At 39.9% G+C, this 22,522-nt stretch carries 22 protein-coding genes, 1 tRNA gene and 1 pseudogene; 11 read left to right on the forward strand and 13 right to left on the reverse strand.

Annotated elements, in window-relative coordinates:
* Window positions 1-188 precede the first annotated feature (188 nt).
* Window positions 189-1,760 carry an AbgT family transporter gene (locus M1F14_RS06445; RefSeq protein WP_042845449.1) on the forward strand — a complete coding sequence of 524 codons (1,572 nt, stop codon included), beginning with the start codon at window positions 189-191 and terminating at the stop codon, window positions 1,758-1,760.
* A 147-nt stretch (window positions 1,761-1,907) separates the two neighbouring features.
* On the opposite strand, the gene M1F14_RS06450 is transcribed toward M1F14_RS06445, so the two are convergent.
* The gene (locus M1F14_RS06450; protein WP_042845448.1) at window positions 1,908-2,225 is read right to left on the reverse strand and encodes an MGMT family protein; all 318 of its coding nucleotides are present in this window, start codon (window positions 2,223-2,225) and stop codon (window positions 1,908-1,910) included.
* A 232-nt stretch (window positions 2,226-2,457) separates the two neighbouring features.
* On the opposite strand from M1F14_RS06450, the gene M1F14_RS06455 reads away from it, so the two are divergent.
* Window positions 2,458-2,580, forward strand: a complete 123-nt coding sequence (locus M1F14_RS06455) for a hypothetical protein (RefSeq protein ID WP_257786029.1) — start codon at window positions 2,458-2,460, stop codon at window positions 2,578-2,580.
* Between the two features lie 31 nt (window positions 2,581-2,611).
* Here M1F14_RS06455 and M1F14_RS06460 read toward each other — a convergent pair whose 3' ends face one another.
* From M1F14_RS06460 to aspA, 6 genes are all read right to left on the reverse strand, one after another.
* Complete coding sequence (locus M1F14_RS06460; RefSeq protein WP_181468775.1) at window positions 2,612-2,863, reverse strand: DUF6538 domain-containing protein; 252 nt, start codon at window positions 2,861-2,863, stop codon at window positions 2,612-2,614.
* A 130-nt stretch (window positions 2,864-2,993) separates the two neighbouring features.
* Window positions 2,994-3,069 (reverse strand) — tRNA-Phe (locus M1F14_RS06465).
* Window positions 3,070-3,195: 126 nt separating this feature from the next.
* Window positions 3,196-3,774 carry a transcriptional regulator gene (locus M1F14_RS06470; protein WP_042845447.1) on the reverse strand — a complete coding sequence of 193 codons (579 nt, stop codon included), beginning with the start codon at window positions 3,772-3,774 and terminating at the stop codon, window positions 3,196-3,198.
* A gap of 268 nt (window positions 3,775-4,042) precedes the next feature.
* Window positions 4,043-4,336 (reverse strand): helix-turn-helix domain-containing protein, encoded by a 294-nt coding sequence (locus M1F14_RS06475; protein WP_042846388.1) that lies wholly within the window; start codon window positions 4,334-4,336, stop codon window positions 4,043-4,045.
* Window positions 4,337-5,009: 673 nt separating this feature from the next.
* Window positions 5,010-6,332, reverse strand: coding sequence for an anaerobic C4-dicarboxylate transporter (locus tag M1F14_RS06480; RefSeq protein ID WP_048606083.1), 1,323 nt, complete (start codon window positions 6,330-6,332; stop codon window positions 5,010-5,012).
* Between the two features lie 144 nt (window positions 6,333-6,476).
* The gene (gene aspA, locus M1F14_RS06485; RefSeq protein WP_042846386.1) at window positions 6,477-7,901 is read right to left on the reverse strand and encodes an aspartate ammonia-lyase; all 1,425 of its coding nucleotides are present in this window, start codon (window positions 7,899-7,901) and stop codon (window positions 6,477-6,479) included.
* A 440-nt stretch (window positions 7,902-8,341) separates the two neighbouring features.
* On the opposite strand from aspA, the gene M1F14_RS06490 reads away from it, so the two are divergent.
* The 7 genes and pseudogenes from M1F14_RS06490 to M1F14_RS06520 all read left to right on the forward strand — a co-directional run bounded on the left by M1F14_RS06490 (window position 8,342) and on the right by M1F14_RS06520 (window position 14,133).
* Window positions 8,342-8,857 carry an FxsA family protein gene (locus M1F14_RS06490; protein ID WP_181468774.1) on the forward strand — a complete coding sequence of 172 codons (516 nt, stop codon included), beginning with the start codon at window positions 8,342-8,344 and terminating at the stop codon, window positions 8,855-8,857.
* 163 nt (window positions 8,858-9,020) lie between these two features.
* The gene (locus M1F14_RS06495; protein WP_042846384.1) at window positions 9,021-9,314 is read left to right on the forward strand and encodes a co-chaperone GroES; all 294 of its coding nucleotides are present in this window, start codon (window positions 9,021-9,023) and stop codon (window positions 9,312-9,314) included.
* Window positions 9,315-9,365: 51 nt separating this feature from the next.
* Window positions 9,366-11,009: a chaperonin GroEL gene (groL, locus tag M1F14_RS06500; protein ID WP_042846383.1), complete on the forward strand. Its 1,644-nt coding sequence runs from the start codon at window positions 9,366-9,368 to the stop codon at window positions 11,007-11,009.
* 556 nt (window positions 11,010-11,565) lie between these two features.
* The gene (locus M1F14_RS06505) at window positions 11,566-12,597 is read left to right on the forward strand and encodes a colicin E3/pyocin S6 family cytotoxin (RefSeq protein ID WP_226693188.1); all 1,032 of its coding nucleotides are present in this window, start codon (window positions 11,566-11,568) and stop codon (window positions 12,595-12,597) included.
* A 9-nt stretch (window positions 12,598-12,606) separates the two neighbouring features.
* Window positions 12,607-12,864 (forward strand): colicin E3-like toxin immunity protein, encoded by a 258-nt coding sequence (locus M1F14_RS06510; RefSeq protein WP_166696485.1) that lies wholly within the window; start codon window positions 12,607-12,609, stop codon window positions 12,862-12,864.
* Between the two features lie 326 nt (window positions 12,865-13,190).
* A pseudogene (locus tag M1F14_RS06515) lies at window positions 13,191-13,370 on the forward strand (transposase); the annotation flags it as partial.
* 418 nt (window positions 13,371-13,788) lie between these two features.
* Window positions 13,789-14,133, forward strand: a complete 345-nt coding sequence (locus tag M1F14_RS06520) for a DUF4156 domain-containing protein (protein ID WP_042846381.1) — start codon at window positions 13,789-13,791, stop codon at window positions 14,131-14,133.
* 47 nt (window positions 14,134-14,180) lie between these two features.
* Here M1F14_RS06520 and epmB read toward each other — a convergent pair whose 3' ends face one another.
* Complete coding sequence (gene epmB, locus M1F14_RS06525) at window positions 14,181-15,209, reverse strand: EF-P beta-lysylation protein EpmB (protein WP_042846377.1); 1,029 nt, start codon at window positions 15,207-15,209, stop codon at window positions 14,181-14,183.
* 43 nt (window positions 15,210-15,252) lie between these two features.
* Here epmB and efp point away from each other — a divergent pair, with 43 nt between their 5' ends.
* Entirely contained in the window at window positions 15,253-15,819 is a 567-nt protein-coding gene (gene efp / locus M1F14_RS06530) for an elongation factor P (RefSeq protein WP_042846375.1), read from the forward strand.
* 84 nt (window positions 15,820-15,903) lie between these two features.
* Here efp and M1F14_RS06535 read toward each other — a convergent pair whose 3' ends face one another.
* The 3 genes from M1F14_RS06535 to M1F14_RS06545 all read right to left on the reverse strand — a co-directional run bounded on the left by M1F14_RS06535 (window position 15,904) and on the right by M1F14_RS06545 (window position 19,586).
* Window positions 15,904-16,101: a YbdD/YjiX family protein gene (locus tag M1F14_RS06535; protein WP_004258665.1), complete on the reverse strand. Its 198-nt coding sequence runs from the start codon at window positions 16,099-16,101 to the stop codon at window positions 15,904-15,906.
* Window positions 16,102-16,222: 121 nt separating this feature from the next.
* A complete protein-coding gene (gene cstA / locus M1F14_RS06540; RefSeq protein WP_094301223.1) occupies window positions 16,223-18,316 on the reverse strand; it encodes a pyruvate/proton symporter CstA in 2,094 nt (697 codons plus the stop codon).
* Window positions 18,317-18,677: 361 nt separating this feature from the next.
* On the reverse strand, window positions 18,678-19,586 hold the full coding sequence (locus M1F14_RS06545) for an EamA family transporter (RefSeq protein WP_048606088.1): 909 nt from the start codon (window positions 19,584-19,586) through the stop codon (window positions 18,678-18,680).
* Between the two features lie 269 nt (window positions 19,587-19,855).
* Here M1F14_RS06545 and sugE point away from each other — a divergent pair, with 269 nt between their 5' ends.
* Window positions 19,856-20,170: a quaternary ammonium compound efflux SMR transporter SugE gene (gene sugE / locus M1F14_RS06550; RefSeq protein WP_004258648.1), complete on the forward strand. Its 315-nt coding sequence runs from the start codon at window positions 19,856-19,858 to the stop codon at window positions 20,168-20,170.
* A 96-nt stretch (window positions 20,171-20,266) separates the two neighbouring features.
* Here sugE and M1F14_RS06555 read toward each other — a convergent pair whose 3' ends face one another.
* Both M1F14_RS06555 and M1F14_RS06560 read right to left on the reverse strand, forming a co-directional pair.
* A complete protein-coding gene (locus M1F14_RS06555) occupies window positions 20,267-21,382 on the reverse strand; it encodes a hypothetical protein (protein WP_181468773.1) in 1,116 nt (371 codons plus the stop codon).
* Window positions 21,382-22,515, reverse strand: a complete 1,134-nt coding sequence (locus M1F14_RS06560) for an ABC transporter substrate-binding protein (RefSeq protein ID WP_080750897.1) — start codon at window positions 22,513-22,515, stop codon at window positions 21,382-21,384. The genes M1F14_RS06555 and M1F14_RS06560 overlap by 1 nt, the downstream gene beginning before the upstream one ends.
* Between the last annotated feature and the right edge of the window lie 7 nt (window positions 22,516-22,522).

Here is a 22,522-nt window from a genome sequence, read left to right on the forward strand (position 1 = left end):
TTGGTGTTATATCTCTAGTTTAATTAAATTAATAGTTTTAATAGCTGATTAAGTGATTGCACTCCTGATTTTTATGAATCTTATGTCTAATTTGTATAAATTTTGTTGATTTGCAATTATCTATTTGTAAATAGCAAAAAAGAAAAACATTGTGTAATGTCCGTTTTTCTTGTTTATAAGGAGAAAATATGGAACAAAAAAAGCAAGAGGGAAGCCGTTTTTTGCGAACGGTAGAGTGGTTAGGTAATGCTTTACCACATCCCGTTATTTTATTTATTATTTTGATTGCCATTTTATTAGTTTCTTCAGCAATTGGTCAGTACTTTGGTGTCAGTGTGGTTGATCCTCGTCCAGAAGGCGCAAAAGGGCGCGCGGAAGATGGTATTATTCACATTGTGAGTCTATTGGATGCCGAAGGGATCCGAAAAATTATTGCCAATGTTGTCACAAACTTTACAGGGTTTGCACCATTAGGGACGGTGCTTGTCGCACTATTAGGGGTTGGGATTGCAGAACGGGCAGGCTTACTATCTGCCGCTATGCGCTTAGTTGTGACCAAAGCTCCACGAAAATTAACCACTATGGCGATTGTGTTTGCCGGGATCATGTCAAACACCGCTGCAGAGTTGGGCTATGTGGTTCTTATTCCACTGGCTGCCATTATTTTCCATTCATTAGGTCGTCACCCTTTAGCGGGTCTTGCTGCTGCATTTGCTGGGGTTTCAGGCGGCTATTCAGCAAACTTATTATTGGGTACAGTTGACCCGTTACTTTCTGGTATCACTCAGCAGGCTGCACAAATCATTGACCCAACGTATATCGTGGGTGCAGAAGCAAACTGGTACTTTATGTTTGCCAGTACGTTTTTAATTACTATTTTAGGTTATTTGATCACTGAAAAAATTGTTGAGCCGCAACTCGGTCCCTATACCGGTGGTGCGGTTGATGAGGATGAAAATAGCCTCTATGCTTCGGCAAATGTCACCCCACTAGAGAAAAAAGCATTATTTTGGGCCTCTGTGACTTTTTGGGGATTGGCGGCGATTCTGGCGTTAATGGTAGTACCAGAAAACGGAATATTACGTAACCAAGATACTGGGTTAGTTAGTAACTCTCCTTTCTTGAAAGGAATTGTGGTCTTTATCTTTGTTTTCTTCGCGGTTCCAGGGATTGTGTACGGCTATATTGCTAAAACCATGCGCTCAGACAAGGATATTGTTGACGCAATGGCAGGGGCAATGAGTACACTTGGTTTATACCTTGTTATTATTTTCTTTGCAGCACAATTCGTCGCTTTCTTTGGCTGGACAAACATTGGGCAAGTTATTGCGGTTAAAGGTGCTAACTTCTTAAATAGTATCGACCTTCACGGTGGTGTTCTATTTATTGGCTTTATTCTTATCTGTGCATTTATTAACTTAATGATTGGCTCTGCATCCGCTCAATGGGCTGTTACTGCGCCTATCTTCGTACCGATGTTGATGTTGGCGGGTTATGCGCCAGAAACTATCCAAGCGGCATATCGTATTGGGGACTCAGTCACTAATATTATCACCCCAATGATGAGCTATTTTGGGTTGATTATGGCGATTGTCGTGAAATATAAAAAGGATGCAGGTATAGGGACATTGGTTTCAATGATGTTGCCATACTCTATTATCTTTTTTATCGGATGGTCAATATTCTTCATTGTCTGGGTATTTGTATTAGGTATTCCAGTCGGACCGGGCTCTCCAATTTATTTTACTCCGGGTAGTTAGTCTTTTTATTAGGTATAACCTGTCTTAAAGAGGGTTATACCTTTTTACTTTTAAGCGATAGGCTACAATACGCGTTTGGCTTAGCCAGTGCAGTCAATTTATGGTGAGGAGGATGTGAATTTCAGCGTGTAGGTTTTTGTTTAGGAATTAATCAAGCCCTTCCCATAAATAGTCTTTCAATTTTATCTTATCGTTCAAACCAAAAATAATACCTTCATCTATCAGTGCTTGTTTATGGCGCAGATAGCACTCGCCCTTAACGGATAATTTCCCCTGACCATTAATGATACGGTGGCAAGGTAAAGTACTGCCCGCCGGAATGGTTCGAATTGCTTGGCAAACTTGGCGTACATGGGCTGGGTAACCCGCCATTTTCGCCAGCGTTCCGTAAGTCACGACCCTACCTTTAGGGATGCTTCCTATGAGGCTATAAATGATGTCTCGAAAAGATGGCGCATTGTTCATGGTTATGGTCTCAATTACGATGAGTGTTGGGTTTCAGTTGTGTGGATGTAATTTAACGGGGTGATTAATCCTATGTTAAATTTTAAACTAACAAAGCTGGTGATTAATCGAGTGTTTATTTTTTATTGTATTTCTAATTAAAAAAATAACTAATATCATTCCTTTATATTTATAACAGATGACCCATCCTAAATAAAGTAGACACTTTTCCAATCTAAAATTGGATAACGTAATGAAAACAATCAATAAACGAACTCAACGCGATTATTCCCTTGTCTTTAAATTGCAGGTTGTTGACCAAGTTGAAAAAGGCGAAATGAAGTATAAACAAGTCCAAGAGCACTATGACGTATAAGGTTGCTCTACTGTAAGCATGGTAGGTTAAATTAGTTGGGCGGTACCCTTAATACTCTTTGTAGAGGTTCAGTTATGACCCAATCTTCTGAACAACAAACGCCTGAACAACGCATTAAGGCAGTAATGGCTGGAGCTTTACGTTTTGCCTCTGCAAGATCTTTAGTTTTTAGTGAACGTTTAAGCTCACCTTTTCCGAGGGTGTCTTTAAGTTCGGCAGGTACTGCCATTCTGAGGGGGTAAACCCCGTGCCGGTTCTTAGTTGGCTGTATCATCGTACTCATGAATGTACCACCATTCTGTACCACCGCGAAGCGGATACGGTGATAAGTGAAAGATAGAATTCACTGACAAACCAATAAGTTGATGATATAGAAAGCAAAAACCCCCGCCGAAGCGAGGGTTATAAATGCGTGGTGCCCGGACTCGGAATCGAACCAAGGACACGGGGATTTTCAATCCCCTGCTCTACCGACTGAGCTATCCGGGCAACGGGGCGCATTAAACCGTATTAGGCCGTTTACGTCAATGAGTTTTTATAAAAAAAACATATTTTTCGACTGAGTGTTTTCTTTTTCAGCAAAAGATGTGTGTTTAATAAACGGTTGTTGGTTTTTTAACTTAAGGCGCCTTTTTTACGACATAAAGCAATGGCTAAAATGTCTTCGGATAAGTGCTGAGCAATTTCAACATCTTGAATATCTCGCTGAACTAACAAGCGGTTCAAGCAACCCTCTAGTACTAATTCCATTTGGTTGGCAACCAGCTCAGAGTCCTCTATATCAAGCTCATCTAACAAATCTTTGGTAAATTTAAAGGAGTTCTCTTTTTGCAGACGGCTAAGTTGGTGAATAGGGTGCTCTGATTCAGGATAATAATTACAAGCAGAGATGAACAAGCAGCCAGGGAAACGCCCTTCACGGACTTTCTCGGATAACTGCTGGTAACGGGCCATAAGCTTCTGCTGAGGGTTTAATGATTCATCTAGGAGTGTTTGGCGCTGCCACACTTCAATTTGCTGACCATGATAGCGTAGGCAATCATAAACAAGCGCTTCATCGTCGGGCCAAAATTGGCGTATAGTAGAGAAATCAGATTCAATTTCATGCAGTAAATTTTCTGTGGATGCAGATAAACCCTGGATTTCAAGTTGGTTTAAAGCATGACTTAGAATAGTGTCACGTTGGATAGGCATTGTTAACTCCATCACAGTAAAGTCTGATTTTCTCCCATCATAACAATGTTCAATTCTGAATTATAGCTGTTTGTTTTACCCCCAACCAATTGAGAAAAATAGATAATACAGCCTTAAGAATGTGAGTCGCCCACATGTTATGGCTAGGGCTTATGAGGGGGGAATGATTTAGTCGATTAGAAGAGAACAAATAAACTGAAAAAGTGGGCAACAGGAGGGGGAGAACCCCCCTGATATTGACTGATTGTTTTTAATTTATATTAAAACATTAGTTAATCAACTTAGCTTCTAGTGCAGCATCGATATAATAGAACTGAAAAATATTTTTCATAAAATCATCTATATCGTGTTTTCTTAGTTCAAGAGCTTGTAAAATATCCAAAAGACCTTGAATAGTAATGGAATTTTTGCCTCTTTCATAACGAGAAACTTGCTGTTGACTAATATTTAAGCGGGAAGCTAACTGCGCCCCCGTTAAGCCAACCGCTTTTCTGCGGTGCTTTAAATATGTTCCAATATAAATAGTCACATTAGTATTTTCATTTCGTTGAGCGTTTAACATTCCTCCTCCAAATAAATAGATACAAATAGTACACTATTTAATTATCAAAAATATTCTTTGTTATCGTCTATTACGATGATGGTTAATAAAAGGTAATCGTAATAAATTCCGCGGTCTATTTAACTAGGATTAATTAGTTATTACCAATATTTATGGCGAATTGGTTTTAATGATTCAATAGGTTATTTCTATATTCAATACACGATATATGAGTGCAGGATATGGATTTATTGGTGTTTAGTTTTGTGATTTTTAATTTGTTTGGAGTTAACTTTTAATTTGTTGTTATTTTCTCTTTATTTTTAGCATTTAATTTTATAGCTAAATTAGCGTAAAAATGTCTTTTTTATTTATCATTTTATGTAATCAGTCATTGTTTGTTACACTTATATTGAGAGTATTAATATAAATGTAACGCCAGTAAAATTATTATAATTAGTTTTTATTTTAACGATTAAAATAAGAGGGTAATGCACTTTAAATATGTATATTGGTATTATTTTTATACATATTAAATAAAAATAATAGATAACCTATAAGAGACCTATTATTTTTATAGTCACGTATGTAACTTTATTTTGATAAGAGAGAATAACATACTGTTGTGTATAGATATAAAAAACCCGCGCAAATCGCAACGGGTTTTAAGTGTATTTAATTATGATTAGTAAAACTACAGGATCATACCACCAAACAGGAAGCCGAATGAAACGGCTAATGCAACACCAATAGTGCCTGGGATGAAGAATGGGTGGTTAAAGACGAAACGGCCAATGCGTGTTGTCCCTGTGTCATCCATTTGTACCGCAGCAACCAGAGTTGGGTAAGTTGGTAGAATGAATAAACCAGATACCGCAGAGAATGACGCAATAGCGGTTAATGGGCTTACATTCAAGGCTAATGCCATTGGCATCAGTGCTTTTGCTGTTGCAGCTTGTGAATAAAGTAGTGCAGAGCAGAAGAAGAAAATTACCGCTAACATCCATGAATGTTCGTGGATTAAGTCACCTGCAGTTGCTTTGATCCAGTCAATGTTGTGCTGTACGAAAGTATCACCTAACCACGCCACACCTAAGATACAAATACATGCACTCATACCCGCTTTAAAGGTACTTGAATTCAAGATTGCATCGGTGTTTACACGGCATAGTACAGTAATTAATGTTGCCACTGTTAGCATGATAATTAAAATTGCGTTAGTGGTGTTCATTAATGGTGTTTCAACAATACCAAGGCTAGGGCTATTGATGATGGCATAACAAACAACGCCGATAACACCAAACAAAAATAACAAGACGGAAGATTTAGCACCCGCTTTGATTTCTTTTACTTGGCTTCCACGTAATTCGACTAATCCTTCTGCTAAACGTTTTTGATAAATAGGGTCATCAGACAACTTGGAATTAAATGTCCAAGAAATGATGAATGACATTAAAATGATAGCGAGGAAGGTGGCCGGTAATAAAATACTCAGCAGCGTGATGTAACTTACAGTATTTCCTGCGCCAACCATTGCTGGGTTTTCCATGACTGATGCCATGTAAACCACTGCGGCTGAAATTGGTGATGCAGTGATACCAATCTGTGCCGCAACAACCGCGGTTGAAAGTGGACGACAGGGTTTAACACCTTGCTCTTTTGCGACTTCTGCAATAACAGGTAATGTCGCTAAAGAAATATTACCAGTTCCTGCAAAAAGGGTCAGAAAATAGGTGACGATTGGGGCAAGTATGGTGATGTATTTTGGGTTGCGGCGCAGTAATTTTTCTGTTTGGGCAACTAAGTAATCTAAACCCCCTGCAATTTGCATTGCTGAGATAGCGGCGATAACAGCCATGATGATTGAGATAACGTCAAATGGAATCGTACCCGGTTTCACGCCAATTGCAGCGAGTACCAGTACCCCAAGGCCACCGGCAAAGCCGATACCTATCCCACCTAAACGGGCCCCCAAAAAGATGGCCAGCAGAACAATAATAAATTCTACGGCTAACATAGTGTTTACTCCTCGACAAAATGAAAATTAAAATTATGAAACTGTTATGTTAATTTTTTGTGTGTGTATGAATCAAAAAAGGCACGCTTTCTGGTGAGAGGCGTGCCTTTATTTTTAAGTATTATTTATGATAAACATAAATTTTTAGTCATCAAAACGTTTTGCTTTATAAGCAGGGTGTTTTAAGTTCTCAACAGAGAAAATATCATCCAGCTCAGCTTCTGTTAGTAAACCACGTTCAAGAACAACTTCACGTACGCTCTTACCTGTTTCTGCGCAAATCTTACCGACGATATCACCATTATGGTGACCAATGAATGGGTTCAGGTAAGTGACGATACCGATGGAGTTAAATACAAACGCTTCACAGATCTCTTTGTTCACTGTAATGCCGCTAATGCATTTTTCTTGCAGATTACGACAGGCGTTGTTCATCAGGGAAATCGATTCGAACATAGCTTGACCGATTGCAGGTTCCATTACGTTTAATTGTAATTGACCTGCTTCTGCAGCCATAGTCACGCAAATATCATTACCGATGACTTTGAAACAAGCTTGGTTAACAACTTCAGGGATAACAGGGTTAACTTTTGCTGGCATGATAGAAGAACCAGCTTGTAACTCAGGTAAGTTGATTTCTTTAAGACCTGCACGAGGCCCAGAAGACAGTAGACGTAAGTCGTTACAAATCTTAGACAGTTTCATCGCCAGACGTTTTAGGCCTGCATGTACAGTGATATAAGCACCACAGTCTGAAGTTGCTTCGATTAAGTCTTCTGCTGGTACACAAGCTAAGCCTGTGACCTCTGCTAATTTTTTAACGGCTATTTCTGAATAGCCCGGTGCGGTATTCAGACCAGTACCGATAGCAGTTGCACCTAAGTTAACTTCGAGCAGTAATTCGATGCTACGTTTTAGATTTTTCTCTTCTTCTTTTAAAAGAGTCGCGAAAGCATGGAACTCTTGACCGACGGTCATTGGAACAGCATCCTGCAATTGGGTACGGCCCATTTTCAGAATGTCTTTATATTCTTCAGCTTTAGCTTCAAAGCCTTTTTTCAGGTATTCAACAGAATCAATTAATTTCAGTACAGAGTTATATACTGCGATACGGAACCCTGTAGGGTAAGCATCGTTAGTTGACTGGCTTTTATTAAGGTGATCATTCGGGTTTAAATAATCATATTCCCCTTTTTTATGGCCCATCAGCTCTAAACCGATATTTGCCAGAACTTCGTTGGTATTCATATTGAGTGATGTGCCCGCACCACCTTGGAATACGTCAACAGGGAACTGATCCATACATTTGCCTTCATTTAATACAACATCACAGGCTTTAATGATAGTATCCGCGATATTACGTGGGATAGTTTTCAGTTCTTTATTGGCTAAAGCTGCCGCTTTTTTGACCATAACCATGCCTCGAATAAATTCTGGGACATCGTTAATAGTGCGGTCGCTGATATAAAAGTTTTCAATCGCACGCAGAGTATGAACACCATAATAGGCATCAGCTGGAACTTCTTTTTTACCTAACAGGTCTTCTTCGATACGAGTATTGTTTGACATGAGAACCTTCTTAATTAGATTACAGTTTACTGTCCGTTTATGCGCTTGCAAAAAAAGTAATATATCGTAAAGCAAAATTCACAGGTGATTAATATTGTGAAATAAAACTTCACAAGCGATTAACACCAACTACTACGTTGTCAGCATTATGATCTACTGATTTATGGGTAGATGATAAGCTTTTAATCATGTACTGCCTTGAACCTAGATCACTATATAGTTTGATTTATGCAACAGATTTTACGTTGTGTGACATTCATCACAGATAAGTATCATTAATGAGAAAAATCTGTGAGTTGAAAAGCGTTATATCTGCCCCAATTATTATGGCTATACTAAAGAAAAAAGCGAATATTGATAGTTGTCTCTTAGATACAGTTCACAAAGGTTTTCCAAGGGGCGTAAAATAGTTGATAGCTTATTGAAATAAAGGAGAACTTGTGCGCTGGTTACCACTCATTCTGATAGGTATTCTCGTTTACATTGAATCTGTCATTTTTGTGCGAGTTGCGTCCGAAGTTGGCGTATTAATGACTTTGATTTTAGTTGTTCTAACTTCTTGTCTAGGTGTTTCACTCGTCAAGAACCAAGGCATGAAAAATGTACTGCAAATCCAACAAAAATTAGTGTCAGGTGAAAGTCCCGCAGCAGAAATGATCAAAAGTGTTGCGTTGGTTTTAGCTGGCTTTTTACTTATCGTTCCAGGCTTTTTTACTGACTTCATTGGTTTATTGTTGTTACTTCCGCCAATTCAAAAACTCATTGTAATGCGTTTAATTCCTCACATCCGTTTTTATCAACCGGGGAATGGTTTTGGCCAAACGGGGGGCGGGAAATACCAAACTGGAGACACTTTTGAGGGGGAATTCCAACGTAAACAAGATGACCCTTCTTTTACAATTGATAACTCAGATAAAACGGACTCATCTGATAAAGACGACCGCCCCAAGTCGTAAATCCATTCTTTTTGTAGGGAGATAAAAATGAAAAATTTTTTATCTCCCCCCTTGAAGTCCCTCTGTTTCGCCCCAATCTGCTCAAACATGGTACTAGTTTATTTGAGACATACTGGTATCGTCCTTTTACCTAGTGTGGACTTTATTTATAGGAGAACTATTAATGAAAATTCGTCCATTGCATGACCGTGTTATCGTTAAACGTAAAGAAGTTGAATCAAAATCTGCTGGCGGGATCGTTCTGACTGGTACTGCTGCAGCTAAATCAACTCGTGGTGAAGTACTTGCTGTAGGCAACGGTCGCATCCTAGAAAATGGTGAAATCAAAGCACTGGATGTGAAAGTTGGTGATATCGTGATTTTTAACGACGGTTATGGTGTGAAAGCTGAAAAAATCGACAATGAAGAAGTCCTGATCATGTCTGAAAGTGACATTCTGGCAATTGTTGAAGCGTAATTTTCACTTAAAACTTCTCAACTAACGAAAAGAATTTGAAGGAAAGAGATAATGGCAGCTAAAGACGTTAAATTTGGTAGTGATGCACGTACGAAAATGCTTCGTGGTGTGAATGTTCTGGCAGATGCAGTAAAAGTAACTTTAGGTCCTAAAGGCCGTAATGTAGTTTTAGATAAATCTTTCGGCTCACCAGTTATCACCAAAGATGGTGTTTCTGTAGCACGTGAAATCGAATTAGAAGATAAATTCGAAAACATGGGTGCACAGATGGTGAAAGAAGTTGCCTCTAAAGCTAACGATGCTGCGGGTGACGGTACAACTACAGCAACAGTTTTGGCTCAAGCTATCATCACTGAAGGTTTAAAAGCCGTTGCAGCGGGTATGAACCCAATGGATCTTAAACGTGGTATCGATAAAGCCGTTATTGCTGCAGTTGAAGAGCTGAAAACACTTTCTGTTCCATGTTCAGACTCTAAATCAATCGCACAGGTTGGTACTATTTCTGCAAACTCCGACGAAACCGTGGGTAAACTGATCGCAGAAGCAATGGATAAAGTCGGTAAAGAAGGCGTTATCACTGTTGAAGAAGGTACAGGCCTAGAAGATGAATTGGATGTGGTTGAAGGTATGCAGTTTGACCGCGGTTACCTGTCCCCTTATTTCATCAACAAACCAGAAACAGGTGCTGTTGAGTTAGAAAACCCATTTATTTTATTAGTTGATAAAAAAGTTTCTAACATCCGTGAATTACTGCCTGTATTAGAAGGCGTAGCTAAAGCTAGCAAACCACTGTTAATTATTGCAGAAGATGTTGAAGGCGAAGCGCTGGCAACACTAGTTGTCAACACGATGCGTGGTATTGTTAAAGTTGCGGCTGTTAAAGCTCCTGGCTTTGGTGATCGTCGTAAAGCAATGCTACAGGATATCGCTGTTCTGACTAACGGTACTGTTATCTCTGAAGAGATCGGTATGGAGCTAGAAAAAGCAACGTTAGAAGACTTAGGTCAAGCAAAACGCATTGTTATCAACAAAGATACTACAACCATTATTGATGGTGTTGGTGATGAAGCGACGATTTCAGGCCGTGTTGCTCAAATTCGTCAGCAAATCGAAGAGTCTTCTTCTGATTATGACCGTGAAAAATTACAAGAGCGTGTTGCTAAATTAGCAGGCGGTGTTGCTGTTATTAAAGTTGGTGCAGCAACTGAAGTTGAAATGAAAGAAAAACGTGCTCGCGTTGACGATGCTCTGCATGCAACTCGCGCAGCTGTTGAAGAAGGTGTTGTAGCTGGTGGTGGTACTGCACTGGTTCGTGTTGCTGCTAAACTGGAAGGTTTAAAAGGCGACAACGAAGATCAAACCGTGGGTATCCGTGTTGCTCTGCGCGCAATGGAATCACCTATGCGCCAAATCGTGACTAACGCAGGCGAAGAAGCCTCTGTTGTTGTGAATAAAGTTAAATCAGGCCAAGGCAACGAAGGTTATAACGCAGCGACTGATGCATACGGCGATATGATCGATATGGGTATCTTAGACCCAACTAAAGTAACGCGTTCTGCTCTGCAATTTGCAGCATCTATCGCAGGTTTAATGATCACGACAGAAGCGATGATCACTGAACTGCCAAAATCAGATGCACCTGACTTAGGTGCTGCTGGTATGGGCGGCATGGGTGGAATGGGCGGCATGATGTAAAAGACATCAAGCTTAGGTAACAGCTAACTTAGTTGGTTGTTACTAGCCGATATAAGACCGGCACCGTTAGTTTAACTAGCGGTGCCGGTTTTTTTATTGCCAATGAATTAGTCACATTATACAAAAATGCTTATAAGAGTACATTTAATGATAATCAATATCATTTGAAGTGTTGAATGTAGGTTTTTATACTTGGATTTCTGTATGTAATTACAGCGATAAAGTAGACTACAAGGATATCATCATGAAGGACAGAGTCGATATTAAAGAGGTATTAGACAGAAATATTTGCCCAGTTTGCGGCAAGCAGGATTGCCCTTATTTAACTGAGAATAAAAAAGCCAAGGCAATGATGGATGCATACCGTAATGGTGACATGGACACTGCCAATAAAATTTATGTTAAAAATTATGCGCAATATGCAGGAATGAATAATGAACAGTATAGAGATGCTGTCAAGTTGCATGATGCAGTGACTCAGAGTTTGACTCGAGGAAATAACAGTAATTCACCACTAAATATTTCACCTGTTTTTAATTCTGCAATTACAGCAGCAATGTCTACATTAAAGCCTTCGAATTCATTAATCGGTAATATAGCACCTGTTTCCTCATTCAACTTAAGTGCAATAGCAGGTTCGAAATCTGAATCATTGGGAACGATTATTGGGCGTTCTTTAGGGATCGGGGTTGGGCTACTAACTCATTCCCCTCCTGCTGGATCGCCAGGATTAGATACACTACATGGGTTTTCTAAACATGATTTTAATCATCTAACGAGCAATACCGATTCATCATTCACTTCAATAGGTAAAACGCTTGGGCTCCCCAGTGAACATAAGCTGCGTGATATTGCTAAAAGTAAAGGAACAGTTGATACTTTCGCAGTAACAGCTGAACGAGTCAATAATGGTGTTAAAACGCTGGAGTTATCACCAATAAGTACACCGATTAAAGCAATGGTCGTAGAAGCTAGGCCTACAAATCAGAAAGGTGTATTTAGTTATTCTGTTCCTAATGAATCAAAAGAGAGGCAAATTCAAATTGGTAAGCCTAATGTGCTTGCTGGTAATCCGGTTTCTCCACCTAAAAGGCTTAAAGAACTACCTGGTAATGTTAATGATATTAGTCGATTTAATAATATACCATTAGACCCACCTTCATTTTCTAAGTTCGATAAAAGCCAAAGCCCATTAGTCATTGTATTCCCTTGGGAGATTGGTGTTAAACCTATTTATGTTTCTTCGAGTAAGAGAAAAGAAGGCAAGGCTAAGGATGAACCGGAAAAAAAACGTAAAGGCGTAAAAGAAAAGGGGCATGATTACCATCCAGCACCTAACACTGAAGAGATTAAGGGGTTGGGCGAGTTAAAACCAGGTAAGGATAAAACACCTAAGCAAGGCGGGTCTGGAACACGAAGACGTTGGATTGGAGATAAAGGGCGAAAAATCTATGAATGGGACTATCAACATGGTGAAATAGAAGGTTACCGGGGCAGTGATGGTCAGCATCTTGGGGCTTTTGACCCGAAAACAGGTAAACAGATAAAACCTGCTGATCCAAAACGTAATATTAAAAAATACTTGTAAGGAAAGATCATGGGATTAAGAGTGTATATGAAGTGGTTTGATAAAAAAACGGAAGATTTTATTGGTGATGAATATTCAGTAGACTTGGGGGATGATGATACTGTTATCGAACAAACTATTAATCCACGAGAAGAAAATATTATTAATGCAGGTAGTTTTGATGTGGTCTCCGCTTGGGTTTCTAATTTACAAAAATATCTAAACCATAAAATTGAGCTAGATAAATACGATTATCAAGTGTCATTTGATTATCGGGACAACTGGTAGTTTTTCATAATAGATTCCAAGAGTTTGGTTTGGAAGATTGAATCATAGATTTATCAATACTCAGTGAGTTCAGATTATTGTTAAACATATTATGCTTAGCAATAATCGGTAGAGGTTGTAGAAGCGACTAGAACATTGAGACTGCTCTAAGAGACTGTAATTTAAATTGTGCATTTGTATTACCTTTAACACAGTCTTACACGTAAAGCTAACAGATCTTAACTGTCGAATGAATTGTAGTGGCCAAATTTTATTGATCACTACAATTGGCTCATTTTTTAGCTGAGTATGCTGGGAAAAATGTTTTTGTACTTTACCCATCTAGTGATAGACATGCGAATTTAAAATATAAATTTGGTAATAGGAAATTTTGGTAGGAAGGCTACTATGTAAGTACGGTAGGGCTAAACGAAGCGACAATTCAGAAGTATATCAGAGAGCAAGAAAAGCCAGATTTAATCACAGATAAACTCAGTACGAAAGAGCATATAGACCTCTTCAAGGGGGAGGTCAAAGTAGCAAAGATACCAAGCTTGAACGAAGAGAAAGCAGCGTCATTAAGACTCAGTCGGTAATAAGCCCTTATAGGGATGGAGCAAACCCTCCTATGCGGGTGGTTATGATTGCCAATGAATTATTACCATAGAATTAATTCGAACTTATTTTTGCGTAAAGGTCCATCAAAAGGTTATATTTAGCGTAAGGCAAAATGGTTTGAAGAAATAAACAACAGGGCGGTTGTCTTGATTGTTTTGTGATAGACTCTATTTGGCTGGTGAACTGTGGTATTTACACGGTAATTTTGACGCAGTATGTTAATCACCTCCTAGATATTTCATGATATATTGCTATCAATATGGTATTGGGACTAAAACGATTTTCAAACCAGTTGCAAAAAAAACACAATGAAAAATGAGGGAAAACATGCGAATTAAAGTCTTGATTGGTGCTGCTGCATTACTGCTTTTAGCGGGTTGTTCTACAACAACTAATTTGACTGCGGCAGGCTCACAAGTTCGTTTTGTTGAGAATCAACCAGGAAGTGATTGCCAGCTTCTGGGGCAGGTTGCAGGGACACAAAGCAACTGGTTGAGCGGTGTGAATAATGAATCCAGCTCAATGCGCAGTGCAGCGAATGACTTGCGAAATAAAGCTGCTGCAATGGGTGGTAATGTTATTTTTGGCGCAACAAGTCCAAGCGAAACAGTATTATCTAGCTTTATTCCGCTAGATAGCAAAATGGTTGGCCAAGTATATAAATGTCCCTAATATGATTTCATAGCGCCCAAATTACAGTAATTTGGGCGTTTTGCTTTTTAAATCTGCCTTAAATTTAGGTCAAGCAATGTTTTGCTTGGCTCTCCGCCAATTTCCCGTGCCAATTTTGGTACGAGGTATCCGGATACCTGACTTAATAACTGCTGTATTAATTGTCGAGCTTCTAAATCACTGACTAAAAAGTGTGCTGCTCCTTGGACTTTATCCAATACATGTAAGTAATAAGGTAAAATCCCTGCGTCAAATAAGGCATTACTTAAATTAGCTAATGCGCTTACATTGTCATTAACTTGGCGTAATAATACGCTTTGATTCAGTAAGGTAACACCTGATGACTTTAGTTTAAACATGGCGGCAGTTAATGGTTTATCAATTTCATTTGCATGGTTAATATGTGTAACCATAATCACTTGAAGCCGCGAACGCGCAAGTCTGTTGCATAGTGTGTCGGTAATACGTTCTGGAATAACAACGGGTAAACGAGTATGAATTCTAAGGCGTTTTATATGTGGGATTGCCTCTAGTTGGCTAATTAACCAGTCGAGTTCATGGTCTTTTGCCATTAGTGGGTCACCACCTGAGAAGATGATTTCATTGAGTTCGGTGTGGTTTTTTATATAATCCACAGCCATCAACCAGTTATTTTTATTTCCTTTGTTATCTTCATAAGGAAAATGCCGGCGAAAACAGTAGCGACAGTTGACTGCGCAACCACCTTTTACCAGCAGTAATGCGCGGTTGTGGTATTTATGCAGCAAACTGGGAATTGCGTTATCTTGCTCTTCTAGCGGGTCTGTAGAAAAACCTGGATGTATATCAAACTCTGCTTTTGCCGTTAATACTTGCAATAACAGAGGGTCTAGTGGATCGCCTTTTTTCATCCGCGAGATAAACGGCATTGGCACACGCAAAGGAAATAATTTACGCGCTTCATTGCCTTCTTTCGAAAAAAGGTGGTTTTCTAAGTTAAGCATTTGCAGCAATTCATCTGGATTAGTGATTGCTTCAGCAAGTTGTTGTATCCAGACTTCTCTGGATGAGGTATTTTGAGTTACAATATCGACCATTTTTTGGCTATGCCATTTTTAGTTTATAAATTAGAGGATCACCATGGCTACTTATAGTACCAATGAATTCCGCTCAGGTCTTAAAATCATGTTAGATGGCGAGCCTTGTGTCGTTTTAGAAAGTGAATTCGTAAAACCAGGTAAAGGTCAAGCATTTGCACGTGTGCGTATCCGTAAACTGATTTCTAACAAGCTGTTGGAAAAAACATTTAAGTCTACTGACTCCGTTGAAGGTGCTGATGTCATGGATATGAACTTAACTTACCTATATACAGATGGTGAGTTCTGGCATTTCATGAACAACGAAACTTTCGAACAATTAGCAGCAGACGAAAAAACCGTTGGCGATAACGCCAAATGGTTAGTTGACCAAGCAGAGTGTATTTTAACTTTGTGGGACGGTCGTCCTATCGCGGTAACTCCACCTAACTTTGTTGAGTTAGAAATTACCGATACTGATCCAGGCTTGAAAGGTGATACTGCTGGTACAGGTGGTAAACCAGCGACACTGAGCACTGGCGCAGTTGTTAAGGTTCCGCTGTTTGTTCAGATCGGTGAAGTTATCCGTGTCGATACTCGCTCAGGCGAATACGTTTCACGCGTAAAATAATAGCGTATCCTATACGGAATCGCTAAAAATAAAAAGCCGTGGTCGATGTGAACTGACCCCGGCTTTTTTGTCTATTTTAAGTCGCTAACAGCACTTAAACCCACCTTTACCACCATAGCGTGCGTCTTGACGTTCTTTGAAAAACTCTTCATAGGTCATTGGCGTTTGATCAGGATGCGTTTTTTGCATGTGAGCAACATAGTTGTCATAGTCAGGGACGCCAACCATCATTTTTGCCGCTTGGCCGAGGTAGCGGGCTGCTTTTCCCAGTTCTCCAAACATAAATCCTCGTCATATTTTGTGTTGTAGCTTCAATTATTTTGGAGAAAGAGAGTGAATCTTGATAAATACTTAAAAACTAAATATTTAAAACAAAACTGCTCAACTTTCAATCTCCGGTGTATTAATGATGTCGTGTATTTGCCACGATTTCTTCATAGTTGGCTGGCATTGGCTCGTAGGGTACTTCATTCGCAGTTGGTTGGTCAGATTTTAAGGCCTTCAACGCAGTACGGATGGAGAAAAGAGCTAGTAATACCACAACAATCATAAAGAAAATAGTTAAGCCAGCGTCTAAACGGTTATTGAAAATCAACTGCGTGAGTTGAGATTCGGTGTACTGAACTGGAATATTTCCACTATCAATCATTGCTTGGAATTTATTTGCAACAGCTAAGAAGCCAACACGGGCATCTTCACTAAAGGTTTTTTCCCAACCAGCTGTCATAGTACAAATCAATAACCAAGCTGTTGGTATCAATGCAACCCATGCGTATCGTTGACGCTTCATTTTGAACAGTACCACAGCACAGAGCATTAATGCCATACCTGCTAGCATTTGATTTGCGATACCGAATAGTGGCCATAGTGTGTTAATCCCGCCCAGAGGGTCGACAACACCTTGATGCAGGAAATATCCCCATGCCAGTACGCATAGTGCGGTTGCTATTAAGTTTGCAGGCAGTGAGTCTGTTCGTTTTAGTGACGGTGACACCACCCCAAGCAAGTCTTGCAGCATAAAACGTGCGGCACGTGTTCCTGCATCAACTGCAGTTAAAATAAATAACGCCTCAAATAAAATAGCAAAGTGGTACCAGAAGGCGACATTCATCAACCCACCAAGTGCACCGTGTAAAATATAGGCCATTCCGACAGCAAGCGTCGGTGCTCCTCCTGCCCGTGAGATAATACTGCTCTCACCGACTTCATGAGCTATTGTATTTAACTGCTCAGGCGTAATTTGGAAACCCCAACTACTTACAACTTGAGCCGCAGAGGCAACAACATCTTGTGTACCGGCGGGGGCTAACATTGCCATTGGACTATTCATGGCAAAATACACACCAGGGTCAATCACACAAGCTGCGACTAGCGCCATGATGGCAACAAATGATTCCATTAACATACCGCCGTAACCGATAAAGCAGGCTTGGTTTTCATTTGCTAACATTTTCGGCGTTGTGCCTGAAGAAATCAGTGCATGGAAGCCAGAAACAGCACCACAGGCAATAGTGATAAATAAGAATGGGAACAAATCCCCTGCCCAAACGGGGCCTGTACCATCAATATATTTCGTTAGTGATGGCATTTGTAGATTAGGATTTAAAATCAAAATACCAATAGCAAGGCCAATAATAGTACCGATTTTTAAGAAGGTAGAAAGGTAGTCTCGTGGAGCAAGGAGTAACCAAACAGGAAGTACCGCAGCAACAAAGCCATACCCCACTAACATCCACGTTAATTGGACACCAGTATAATCAAAATAAGGTGCCCACGTTTCACTTTCAGCAACCCATCCTCCAGAAATAATGGCAAAGACAAGGAAAATTAACCCAATAATCGATACTTCGCCAATACGCCCAGGACGGATATAACGAGTATAAATCCCCATGAAAATGGCTAATGGGATAGTGAAAGCAACAGTGTAAGTTCCCCATGGGCTATGGGTTAGCGCTTTAACGACAATCATGGCCAGTACCGCTAAGATAATCACCATGATCATAAAGCATGCAATTAATGCCAGCACACCTGCTGTATTACCCATTTCTTCCTTAACTAGCTCTCCAAGAGAGCGCCCATCTCGTCGCGTCGAAACAAATAACACCATAAAGTCTTGTACAGCCCCTGCCAGTACTACTCCTGCTAACAACCAGAGCATACCCGGTAAGTACCCCATTTGGGCAGCAAGAACCGGACCAACAAGAGGGCCTGCTCCAGCAATAGCGGCAAAATGGTGACCAAATAATACTTTTTTATCTGTTGGTACGTAGTCAAGCCCATCATTATGACGAATTGCAGGCGTCATACGTGTTGAATCGACTTGTAATACTTTTTTCGCAATAAATAGCCCGTAGTAGCGGTATGCAATGAGATAAATACATACTGCAGCAACAACAATCCACAGAGCATTGATCTGTTCACCACGATTTAAGGCAATATAACCTAGTGAAAATGCACCAAGTAAAGCGAGTACAATCCAAATTAATTGTTTACCCATAGCCATCCCCATTTATTCAGTTAACAGCGCTTTGTTATCTATTTAAATGTTACTTAATTACTATTTATTTAAGTAGAACAAGGAAGATATAGCTAATTTAAGTTAAAGGAAAAGTAGCTAAAACGAGACACCTATTGGAAATTGTGAGAACAATTCTATAATTGCAGTGAGCTTCACTAATTTATCATTAGCGACTGGATTTTATCGGATTTTAAGCTAAAGGCTTGCTATTTTTTTTAATTAAACCATAAGTTTTATTTAGTGTGGATTTTTGAACTAAATAATAGTCAGAAATAAAATGCTTTATGAGGGGGGATTTAATTACCGAAAGATAAAACTCTCGGTAATTAAATCGGCTACTTTAAGCATGCCTTAGGCTGAGAATAATTTTTTTACCAAAAAGCGTTATAATTAAGCCAAACATAATTAAAATAAGCCCGGCGATTTGTATGCCATTAATATGTTCATCAAGGAATAAAGCACTACTGCTTAAACCAAATACAGGAACGAGCAAAGAGAATGGCGCAACTCGCCACGCTTCATAGCGGCCAAGTAAGATCCCCCATAGCCCATAGCCAACAAAAGTAGATAAATAAGCAAGATATAAAATAACGCCAAATATGGACCAATTAAAACCAGTAAGTCCGTCTACGATGGCATCTTCCCCTTCTAAAACCCAAGAACTTATTAAGAATGGAATAATAGGGATTAGCGCGCTCCAACTTACTAAGGACAAGGCACTGCATTTTTCAGCCCCTTTATGTTGCATAATGATCCTATTAGTAATGTTACCGCAAGCCCAAGAAAGCCCCGCGATCAGTGTAAAGGCTAGCCCAAGTAGCGGTATATCATCTAATCCACCAGCGGTTGCCCCATTGGCTAATATGGTTAACCCTATTATGGCAATAAACATGCCGATGAAGTGAGTCGGTTGCAATGATTCTTTTAAAATCATTGCGCCAAGTAATAGGGTAAAGAAAGCTTGGGATTGCAATATGACAGAGGTTATACCCGCAGGCATACCCACTCTAATCGCGCAAAATAAGAAGGCAAATTGACCGAAGCTGATGGTAAGTCCATAGAGAAGTAATAATTTGAGCGGAATTTTGGGGCGCTTAAAAATAAAAATAGCAGGGAAGGCCACAAACATGAAGCGTAATGCACCTAATAATAACGGCGGAAGTGCGGTAACGCCGAGTTTAATGATAACGAAGTTAACACCCCAAATAACCACCACACAAAGGGCGAGTAAGATGTCTCTGAGACTCATGCTATTTTCTCGATTAACTTGCCAGATTAAACATCTACTTTACATGTGTATAATTTTGAGTGCGATGGTTATGATGCTTAATAATAAAAAACGGTATAAAAATGTTGAATTTTATGGTTGATTTGCGCTTATTTGTTATTTTTCGTGGCTTGAGTCAGCGCTAACGAAGGTTTATAATGTATTCACACATCACACGTATTCAGGACGACCTGAATAAACGTCATTCAAATATGGGGACGGCCCCGAGTAATTAACGGGAGCAAGCAATCATGGCTTGGATCGTTCTTTTATTTGCAGGCTTATTAGAAGTAGTATGGGCTGTAGGGTTAAAATACACTCATGGTTTCACGCGTTTAACACCCAGTATTATTACCATTATTGCGATTATCGCCAGTATGGGGTTATTAGCTTACGCCATGCGTGACCTACCAGTAGGAACTGCCTATGCAATTTGGACGGGTATAGGTGCTGTTGGTACTGCAATTGTTGGGATTATTTTCCTGGGTGAATCAGCGAATATGTTCCGTTTATTAAGCCTAGCTTTGATTATTACGGGTTTAATTGGCTTAAAAGTGTCGAGTTAACTATTTAAAACAAGCGGGTGGTTTTCATCTTACCTGCTTTATTATTGTTATATATTGCTAGTTCCCCTATGGGGGCTAGCAATATTAATTTACAGACTAGAGTATCCAAGCTGTTCTAGCTCCTACCGTCGTACTTTTATGGTGTTCAGTGTGGCTAAGGCACAGGGAATCAATACCTGCACTAGTTTGTGAATACCATGCACCTCCACGCATTAGGGCACGCTTACCGTAGTTGCGTAGATAAATTTGGTCATCTGTTAGTTTCGCTTTATAAGGAGCAAGGCCTAGTACTTTCAGTAAAGTAGGGATTTGCTCTTGGCTTGCTCTATCAAGTAAACGAAAAGGGCTATCGAGTAGACCCGCGGGATAACTGGAATCACTTGGCTCGCCGTTAAAATTCAAAATATTCTGTGAAATGATCGGGGTTCCTGCATTACCATCAGTTTTAGAGTTAGGTGAATCATATTTGGCACTTGTTGAATGGTTTATCGGGATATACTCACCTGTAGTCATGTTGATAGCACGCCAATTTGTTGATGAGCACTCTAAGGTGATGGCGGCATCATTATTTGGGATCACTTGGATTTCCCCTGCATGTAACCGAACGCCAGTTTGCCATTCCCAAAGGTTACCGACTAAATCGCTGATCCCTGTTAGTTGGTTATTGTGGTGCCAGTTTTCCCACTGTGCATTGGTTCGGGTTGTTGGCGTTCCATGTAAATCACCCGTGGCAAGGCCATCTATTCGCGGAGTGAATTCATTATGGGAATAATAATTACGACCATAATCGGTATTGCCTTGAACAATGCCATTATGTTGATTGGTTAATGCTGAAATGGCGCACCATTCTGCATTGCTACTGACATGACAGCCTTTGCCACTTTGTTTAGCTAATAATTGAAATTGTAGTAAATCAAAATTACATGCAGGTATTTGATTCGGCTGACTCACTAATTCGCCATCATGTAAGCTGGCGGCGTAGCAAGAATAGAAAAAGGCATCAATAAGATGGTTATTGATAATAAATGCAGGGTGGGGGCCATTGCCCAGACGTTTATCGATATCTTCTAAGTTAAAACGAGGAACGATAAAAACATAATTAGGTTGCCCCTTGGGGCTATAAATAATGGTGCGTTGGCCATTACTTTGTTTTTCAACTTGTTGACGTAATGGATCAGGAGAATAAATCATGGTCATATTAGCCTTTTTCATTAAAGTGAAACCCAATAGCCTTCTTCCCATTTGATGGGTAAGAATTGTTCAGTGAAGGATTTAAAAACCTTATCGGCATCAAGGTCAGCGAATAACGTTGGGTGGAGCCAACTGGCGAACTTTAACACTGCGATAAAGCCAAAAGGACTGTCATAAAAGGTATGCCAAATGGCATGAACCTGTTGCCGTTTCACGGCACTTAGTGTCTTAAATGCATTACGTACCATTAGTTGTTTTAGCTTTTGCTTCGCAATGGCTAAATCAGCCCCCGGGCCTAATCCAACCCAGCCACCTTTTGGGTTATAGCCACTCCAATCCGTTCCTGTCACAATCACCATTTGCGCTTCGGTATGGATAATGGTTTCTTGATTAAGAATGCCATAAGTCCCATGAATATATTGTTCAGAAATATTTACGCCGCCTGCGAACGTGAGAAATTGGGCAAAATTCCCATTTCCATAAGCGAAACAACACTCGTCAGTAAAACCCGCTGCTCGCTCCAGAAGGACGCTAGGCATGTTAGGTTTTGCGTCTCGTAAACGGTTTTCGACCATTTCCAACTGCGTTTTAATAAATTGATTAATACGTTTGGCGCTATCTTGCTGTTGAAAAACCTCTGCCATAATGGCAACACTTTTGGGTGTATTACCGATAGGATCAATACTCATATCGAGGGCAATCACGGGTATATTTGCACGTTGTAATATCGCCAGTAATCCATTCGCTTGTAACCCTGCAAATGTCCCTGTCGTTGTGAAAATCATCTCTGGTTTTAGCGTTAAAATTATTTCTAAATTGGCTTGAGCTCCGCCAATTGGGGGAAGGTGAGGGAGAGTTTGCAGAGCTGGGAAAGCCTTACAATACTGCTGATAACTACGCAAATCAGCGGAACGGAAGTTGCTTGGGATGGCGACTAATTTTTCGACAAAATTTTTCTTATTTAGCACAGCGTAAAGAAAAATTAGTGAAGGATCAGCCAAATAGATGCGTTCAGGTTTTTTGGAAAAATCGACGGAGCGCCCAAGGATATCTGTGATGCTGCGTTTTTTTTCTGCCAAGGAAGGGGATGACACTAAGGTAAGTGCCATGGTCGCCAACCCTGCTTTGATGAAGTCCCTTTTGGAAACGGTCATAACTGTT

This window comes from Providencia sp. PROV003 (assembly GCF_045040775.1).
Classification (GTDB): Bacteria; Pseudomonadota; Gammaproteobacteria; order Enterobacterales; family Enterobacteriaceae; genus Providencia; species Providencia huashanensis.

Excerpts from the sequence above, each read along its gene's own strand:
- M1F14_RS06560 (WP_080750897.1), bottom strand. The coding sequence starts at position 22,515 with ATGACCGTTTCCAAAAGGGACTTCATCAAAGCAGGGTTGGCGACCATG.
- M1F14_RS06520 (WP_042846381.1), top strand. The coding sequence starts at position 13,789 with ATGCGAATTAAAGTCTTGATTGGTGCTGCTGCATTACTGCTTTTAGCG.
- M1F14_RS06555 (WP_181468773.1), bottom strand. The coding sequence starts at position 21,382 with ATGAAAAAGGCTAATATGACCATGATTTATTCTCCTGATCCATTACGT.
- M1F14_RS06535 (WP_004258665.1), bottom strand. The coding sequence starts at position 16,101 with ATGTTTGGAGAACTGGGAAAAGCAGCCCGCTACCTCGGCCAAGCGGCA.
- sugE (WP_004258648.1), top strand. The coding sequence starts at position 19,856 with ATGGCTTGGATCGTTCTTTTATTTGCAGGCTTATTAGAAGTAGTATGG.
- M1F14_RS06510 (WP_166696485.1), top strand. The coding sequence starts at position 12,607 with ATGGGATTAAGAGTGTATATGAAGTGGTTTGATAAAAAAACGGAAGAT.
- M1F14_RS06450 (WP_042845448.1), bottom strand. The coding sequence starts at position 2,225 with ATGAACAATGCGCCATCTTTTCGAGACATCATTTATAGCCTCATAGGA.
- M1F14_RS06475 (WP_042846388.1), bottom strand. The coding sequence starts at position 4,336 with ATGTTAAACGCTCAACGAAATGAAAATACTAATGTGACTATTTATATT.
- M1F14_RS06495 (WP_042846384.1), top strand. The coding sequence starts at position 9,021 with ATGAAAATTCGTCCATTGCATGACCGTGTTATCGTTAAACGTAAAGAA.
- aspA (WP_042846386.1), bottom strand. The coding sequence starts at position 7,901 with ATGTCAAACAATACTCGTATCGAAGAAGACCTGTTAGGTAAAAAAGAA.
- M1F14_RS06480 (WP_048606083.1), bottom strand. The coding sequence starts at position 6,332 with ATGTTAGCCGTAGAATTTATTATTGTTCTGCTGGCCATCTTTTTGGGG.
- M1F14_RS06545 (WP_048606088.1), bottom strand. The coding sequence starts at position 19,586 with ATGAGTCTCAGAGACATCTTACTCGCCCTTTGTGTGGTGGTTATTTGG.
- M1F14_RS06460 (WP_181468775.1), bottom strand. The coding sequence starts at position 2,863 with ATGAGTACGATGATACAGCCAACTAAGAACCGGCACGGGGTTTACCCC.
- M1F14_RS06470 (WP_042845447.1), bottom strand. The coding sequence starts at position 3,774 with ATGCCTATCCAACGTGACACTATTCTAAGTCATGCTTTAAACCAACTT.
- cstA (WP_094301223.1), bottom strand. The coding sequence starts at position 18,316 with ATGGGTAAACAATTAATTTGGATTGTACTCGCTTTACTTGGTGCATTT.
- epmB (WP_042846377.1), bottom strand. The coding sequence starts at position 15,209 with ATGGTCGATATTGTAACTCAAAATACCTCATCCAGAGAAGTCTGGATA.
- groL (WP_042846383.1), top strand. The coding sequence starts at position 9,366 with ATGGCAGCTAAAGACGTTAAATTTGGTAGTGATGCACGTACGAAAATG.
- M1F14_RS06455 (WP_257786029.1), top strand. The coding sequence starts at position 2,458 with ATGAAAACAATCAATAAACGAACTCAACGCGATTATTCCCTTGTCTTT.
- M1F14_RS06505 (WP_226693188.1), top strand. The coding sequence starts at position 11,566 with ATGTCTACATTAAAGCCTTCGAATTCATTAATCGGTAATATAGCACCT.
- M1F14_RS06445 (WP_042845449.1), top strand. The coding sequence starts at position 189 with ATGGAACAAAAAAAGCAAGAGGGAAGCCGTTTTTTGCGAACGGTAGAG.
- efp (WP_042846375.1), top strand. The coding sequence starts at position 15,253 with ATGGCTACTTATAGTACCAATGAATTCCGCTCAGGTCTTAAAATCATG.